This is a genomic window from Kitasatospora sp. NPDC057512, assembly GCF_042802135.1.
GTDB lineage: Bacteria > Actinomycetota > Actinomycetes > Streptomycetales > Streptomycetaceae > Kitasatospora.
Window position 1 is genome coordinate 1 of record NZ_JBHVET010000541.1, and the last position, 6,013, is coordinate 6,013.

At 73.8% G+C, this 6,013-nt stretch carries 3 protein-coding genes; 1 reads left to right on the forward strand and 2 read right to left on the reverse strand.

What is annotated here, in order from left to right; all coding sequences use genetic code 11:
• Positions 1-7: 7 nt before the first annotated feature.
• The gene (locus tag ACFU6K_RS28535; protein ID WP_380667769.1) at positions 8-1,183 is read right to left on the reverse strand and encodes a polysaccharide deacetylase family protein; all 1,176 of its coding nucleotides are present in this window, start codon (positions 1,181-1,183) and stop codon (positions 8-10) included.
• Between the two features lie 222 nt (positions 1,184-1,405).
• On the reverse strand, positions 1,406-3,232 hold the full coding sequence (locus ACFU6K_RS28540) for an AMP-dependent synthetase/ligase (protein WP_380667765.1): 1,827 nt from the start codon (positions 3,230-3,232) through the stop codon (positions 1,406-1,408).
• Between the two features lie 517 nt (positions 3,233-3,749).
• On the opposite strand from ACFU6K_RS28540, the gene ACFU6K_RS28545 reads away from it, so the two are divergent.
• The coding region (locus ACFU6K_RS28545; RefSeq protein ID WP_380667767.1) for a nitrate- and nitrite sensing domain-containing protein at positions 3,750-6,013 on the forward strand (2,264 nt) is incomplete at its 3' end.

Genomic DNA, 6,013 nt, shown 5'->3' on the forward strand with positions numbered 1-6,013 from the left:
GTGCCCGTCAGCGGAGGTAGTCGACCAGGCCGGCCGGCTTGAGCCCGGCGGCGTCGGCGGCGGCGAGGGCGCGCTGGAGGTCGGCGGCGAGGGTGTCGGTCCAGTGCATCAGGACGACATCGCCCGGTTGCAGCAGGCCCGGGTGCCAGATGTTGGCGGCGCCCCAACTGAAGTCCGCGTCGGCGGTGAGTACGGTGCGGATGCCGCAGTTGGCGGCGGCCTGCAGGGTGTCGGCGTTCCAGGTGAAGTACGGCGGGCGGAAGAACGTCGGCGTGGTGCCGAAGAGGCGGGCCATGGAGTCACGGGCGTCGCAGATCTCGACCTGCTGCCGCTCCAGCGGGAGCGTGCTGAGGTCGGTGTGGGAGACGCTGTGGTCCTGGACCGAGGAGCCGGGTACGGCGGTGACCCGTCGGAAGAAGGCCGGGTCGGTGGCGGCCGGCATCGGCAGCGGGAAGGCGGTGATCGGCAGTCGGTGGTCGGCGATGAACCGCTCCGCCTCGGGGGTGCGCTGCCAGCCGTCGTCCACGGTGAAGAAGACGACCTTGTCGTTGGTGGGGACGGAGCCGGCCGCGACGGCGGGGGCGGGCGCGGGGCCGTCCACCCGGACGTCGTCCACGGAGAACGGGCCCTGCTGGTACCAGCCGTGCACGTACAGCCGGATGCTGCGCGCGTTCGGGCCGGTGGTGAACCGGGTGCTCAGCCGCTGCCAGCCGCCGCCGGTGGTCTCCGTCCAGGCGGGTGCGACGTCCTTGCCGGTGCCGGTGGCGCCCAGGTAGACGAAGGTGCCGCGCACCCATGCGGAGGCCGTGTAGGTGGTGCTGGGCTGGACCGCGACGGTCTGCGCGCACTCCCCGGTGGAGTCGGCGTTCGCGGGGGTGACGGTCAGCGCGGAGGTGCCGGTGCGCGGGGCGTTGGCGGTGACGGCCGCTTCGGCCGGGCCGCCGGTGCAACTCCAGCCGGGGATGCTGCCCCAGTCGGCGAGGTCGGGGGAGGGCAGCTCGAAGCCGGGGTTGGTGGCGAGGTTGACGGTCGGGGCGGCCTGGGCGCTCGGACCGCCGGTCTGGGCGGCGTCGGCCGAGGCCGCCGGTGCGGCGAGGCCGGTGAGCAGGGCGACCGAGGCGGCCAGCGCGGACAGGCGCGTGGACAGATGTGTGGACGGGCCTGTGGACGGGCGCGTGGACATCGACACGTGAGGACTCCAGCAGGTGGGGGTACGCCCGTGGGGAGGGCGTGAGCGGAATCGGACCGTGGAACTCTGGATCGTCGCAACAATGGACTAGACCAATGAGGCCGTCAAGGGAACAGCGGATGAACCCCGCTGCCGCCCCGCTGCCGTCGCGCGGCCATCGCCCGTGTGACACAAGGGACAAGACGGTACGTCAAGGACCGTGCGGACAGCCCCGGTTCAGGGCAGGTACAACTCCTCGATGTCCGTCGCGTAGTGCTCGGCGATCGCCGCCCGCCGCAGCTTGAGCGAGGGGGTCAGCAGCCCCTGCTCCTGGCTGAACTCCCGTGGCAGCAGCCGGAACGCGCGGATCGACTCGGCCCGCGAGACGGCCGTGTTCGCGGCCGCCACCGCCCGCTGGACCTCCACGTGCAGCTCCTCGTCCGCGAGCACTGTCCACGGGTCCGCCTGCTCCCGCCCGTGGGTCTTCAGCCAGTGCGCCAGGGCGGCCGGGTCGAGCGTGATCAGTGCGGCCACGTACGGGCGGTCGTCGCCCACCACCAGGCACTGGGAGACCAGCGGGTGCGCCTCGACCCGCTCCTCCAGGGCCGCCGGGGCCAGGTTCTTGCCGCTGCTGGTGACGATCAGGTCCTTCTTGCGGCCGGTGATGCTGAGGTAGCCGTCCTCGTCCAGCCGGCCCAGGTCGCCGGTCGCGAACCAGCCGTCGACCAGGGACTCGGCGGTGCACCGCGGATGGTTGAGGTAGCCGCCGAAGACCGAGCCGCCGCGCACCCACACCTCGCCGTCGTCGGCGATCGCCACCGAGGCGCCCGGCACCGGCTGTCCGACCGTGCCGAGCTTCTGCCGGCCGGCCGGGTTGGCGGTGATCGCGGCGGTGGTCTCGGTCAGCCCGTAGCCCTCGTACAGCTGGAGGCCGGCGCCGGTGAAGAACAGGCCCAGCTCGCGCCGGAGCGTGGAGCCGCCGCACATCACGCTGCGCACCCGGCCGCCGAGCACCGCCCGCAGCCTCGGGTAGACGGTCCGCTCGTACGCGAGGTGGCGCAGCCGCAGGGCCGCGCCCGGTCCGGGGCCGCGGCCGAAGGCCTTCTGCTCCCGGGCGGCGGCCCAGTCGACGGCCACCTGCCGGGCCTGCTCGAAGAGTTCGCCGCGCCCGGCGTCCTCGGCGGCCCGCCGGGCCTGTTGGAAGATCTTCTCGAAGACGTACGGGACGGCGTGCAGGAAGGTCGGGCGGAAGGTCTCCAGCGCGGGCAGCAGCGCGGCGGTGGAGACCTCGGGGATGTGTCCGATCCGGAAGCCGCCGCGGATCGCCGCGATCTGCACGGCCCGCCCGTAGACGTGGGCGAGCGGCAGGAACAGCAGGGTGGCGGGGCGGCCGCCGCCGGTGTCGCGCAGGACGTCCCCCCAGCCGGCGAGCAGGGCGTCCGCCTCGGCGGCCAGGTTGGCGTGGGTGATCAGGCAGCCCTTGGGGCGGCCGGTGGTGCCCGAGGTGTAGACGACCGTGGCGATGTTCCCGGCGGCGACGCCGAGGCGCTGGCGGTGCACCAGGGAGTCGGGCACGCCGAGGCCGTCCTCGGTGATCGCGGCGACGCAGTCGCGGTCCAGCTGCCAGATGCCGGTGAGGTCGGGCAGCGCGTCGCAGACCGCGCCGACGGTCATCGCGGCGTCCTCGTCCTCGACCAGGCAGGCCACCGCCTGGGTCTCGGCGAGGATCCAGCGCACCTGCTCGGGGGAGGCGGTGGGGTAGACCGGCACGGTGATCGCGCCGATCGACCAGAGTGCGTAGTCGAACAGCGTCCACTCGTAGCGGGTGCGGGACATCAGGGCGACCCGGTCGCCGTAGCGCACGCCGTGGGTGAGCAGACCCTTCGCCAAGGCGAGCACCTGGTCCCGGAACTCCCGGGCGGTGACGTCCTGCCACTGCCCGTCCTCGGCCCGCCAGGACAGCTGGACCAGGTCGGGGGTGCGCCCGGCGGTGTCGTAGAGGGAGTCGGCGAGTCCTCCGGAGGCCTCGGGCACGGCCGGGGCGGGGGTGGTGAACTCGCGCACAGTCCTCCCCAGTTCGGTGCTGGTAGTACGGGGTGGGCCGAAACTATCGGATCGCCCTGTCACTGCCCAGGGTTGTGGCGGTGACACGACGAGATCGGCACCGGCCTCCTCCGGTGGTGTCGTACCCGGGGAGGCGTGGGGGAGGAACCGCGGAGGGTGCGGGGGCCTCGTGTCAATCCCATGTTTCCGGGCACGGGGGGACATTCAGGACGCGAAGCGGAGGAGGGGGTGGCCGGTTTCTGACGTGTGCGGGACGAGACCGGTCGGTGGACCGGTTCGCCCCTCGAACGAGTGGTGAGGGCGTAGTAGAGTCTCGCAGACCTGTGGCCGGAAACCCCTCCCCCGACCTTGCCCTCGGCACCCTCCACGCCGTCCCGCGCCACCCCCCGTACCAGCCCCGACCCGGCTCCGTCTCGGCCCTGAACCGGCCCCTTCGACACCGTTCCCGCCGTTCCCACCGCTCCCGCCGTCCCTACCGCTCCCCGTCCGCGCCTGGCACTTCCCGACCGAGGACTCCATGCGTCTGCGCAGCAGCTCGATCCGCGCGAAGATCATCGCGCTGCTCCTGGTGCCCATCGTCGCGCTCACCGCCCTGTGGGCCTACGCGACGATCGCCACCACCGGGGACGTCTGGAACCAGCTCGGGATCAGCCGTACGTACAAGGAGTTCGCGGGCCCGGTCGACCAGTACACCGGGGACCTGCAGAACGAGCGCCGCGCCGCCGTCCAGCGCCTGGCCGACCCGCGCTCGCCGGCCGCCAGGGACGGCTACGAGCGGGCCAAGGCCGCCACCGACCGCAGCCTGGACGTGCTGCGGCAGAAGAAGGACGCCTCCGCCGGCAAGCTCTCCGCCCCGCAGCGCGGCCGCTTCGTGCAGATCGTCGCCGCCGCCGACCAGCTCGGACCGCTCCGCGCCCAGGTCGGCCGCTCCGCGCTGAACTGGGAGTTCGCGCTGGGCCAGTACAGCGACCTGGTCAAGCCGGTGTTCGGCTTCCGGTCCGCCTACGTCGCCCGGCAGAGCGGCCAACTCCCGCGTCAGGGCACCATCCTGATCGAGCTGGTGCGCGCCCGCGAGTACCTGTCGCAGGAGGACGCGGCGATGGAGGGCCTGCGCACCGGCGTCGCCAAGCCCACCGCCGAGCAGTACCAGACCGCGCTGGACGCCCTGCACAACCAGCAGGCGCTGTTCACCGTCTACGTCGCCGAACTCGACCCCGCCGACCAGTCCGACTACGTCGCGCTGCGCGGCGGCGAGGCCTGGAGCGCCCTGGCCCGCGCCGAGGCGGACTTCGTCGGCGCCGGCGGCCCCGAGCGGGTGGTCCAGGCGCTCAACAGCGACTCCTGGCGGGAGACCGCCGACCGGGCGCTCGGCGACCTCGCCTCGATCAACAGCCGGATCTCCGCCGGGCTGGACGAGCGCGCGCGGTCCGCCTCGATGGGACTGCTGTGGCGCGGCGGCATCGCCGGTGCCATCGGCCTGGTCGCCGTGGTGCTGTCGATCATGATCTCGTTCCGGATCGGCCGCGGCCTGGCCCGCCAGCTGATCGGTCTGCGCAACGCGGCCCACGAGCTGGCCGGCACCCGGCTGCCGTCCGTCATGCTGCGGCTGCGCCGCGGCGAGCCGGTGGACGTGGCCACCGAGGCTCCCGAGCTGCACTTCGGGGACACCGAGATCGGCCAGGTCGGCCAGGCCTTCAACGCGGTGCAGCGGGCCGCCGTCGAGGCCGCCGTCGAACAGGCCGAACTGCGGCGCGGGGTCTCGGCGGTGTTCGTCAACCTGGCCCGGCGCAGTCAGGTGCTGCTGCACCGCCAGCTCACCCTGCTCGACACCATGGAGCGCCGCACCGAGGACCCGGCGGAGCTGGAGGACCTCTTCAAGGTCGACCACCTCACCACCCGCATGCGCCGGCACGCCGAGGGCCTGATCATCCTGGCCGGCGGCTCGCCCGGGCGCGCCTGGCGCAAGCCGGTCCGGATGGTGGACGTGGTCCGGGCGGCGGTCGGCGAGGTCGAGGACTACGCCCGGGTGATCGTCCGGCCGTTCCCCGGCACCGGCCTGCTCGGCAGCGCCGTCGCGGACGTCACCCACCTGGTCGCCGAACTCGTCGAGAACGCCGCCGTGTTCTCCCCGCCGAGCACCCAGGTCACCGTCCAGGGCGAGGTGGTGGCGCACGGCTTCGCGCTGGAGATCGACGACCGCGGCCTCGGGCTGAGCGAGCAACTGCTCGCGGAGATCAACGAACGCCTCGCCGTGGAGCAGGAGTTCGACCTCGCCGACACCGACCGGCTGGGCCTGTTCGTGGTCAGCCGGCTGGCCCGTCGGCACGGCATCCGGGTGCACCTGCGGCCGTCCCCGTACGGCGGGACGACGGCGGTGGTGCTGATCCCGCGCGAGCTGCTCGCGGAGGTGCCGGACGGGAGGCCGGAGCCGGGCGCGGCCGGGCAGCGGCCTGCGGCGGGCGGCCGGCGCGGGCAGCGGGACCTGGTCGCGGTGCCCGGGTCGGGTGGCGCTGCTTCGTCGGCGGCTCCGTCGGCTCCCTCGTCGGCGTCCACGGCCGGTTCTGTCGGTTCCGTCGGTTCCGCCGGTGACGCGGACGGCAGGCACCGTGGGACGACGGGAGGGCCGCGGCCCTCCGCGCCGGACACGGGCCGGACGGCGGGCGGACTGCCGCGCCGGGTCTCGCGGGGCAAGGGCGGGCCGGTGCTGGTCCCCGCGCCCGCGGCGGACACCGAGGACGCGCCGGGGGCGGGGCCGCAACGTCGGGAGGACGTCGTGGTGGC

Excerpts from the sequence above, each read along its gene's own strand:
- ACFU6K_RS28535 (WP_380667769.1), bottom strand. The coding sequence starts at position 1,183 with ATGTCCACGCGCCCGTCCACAGGCCCGTCCACACATCTGTCCACGCGC.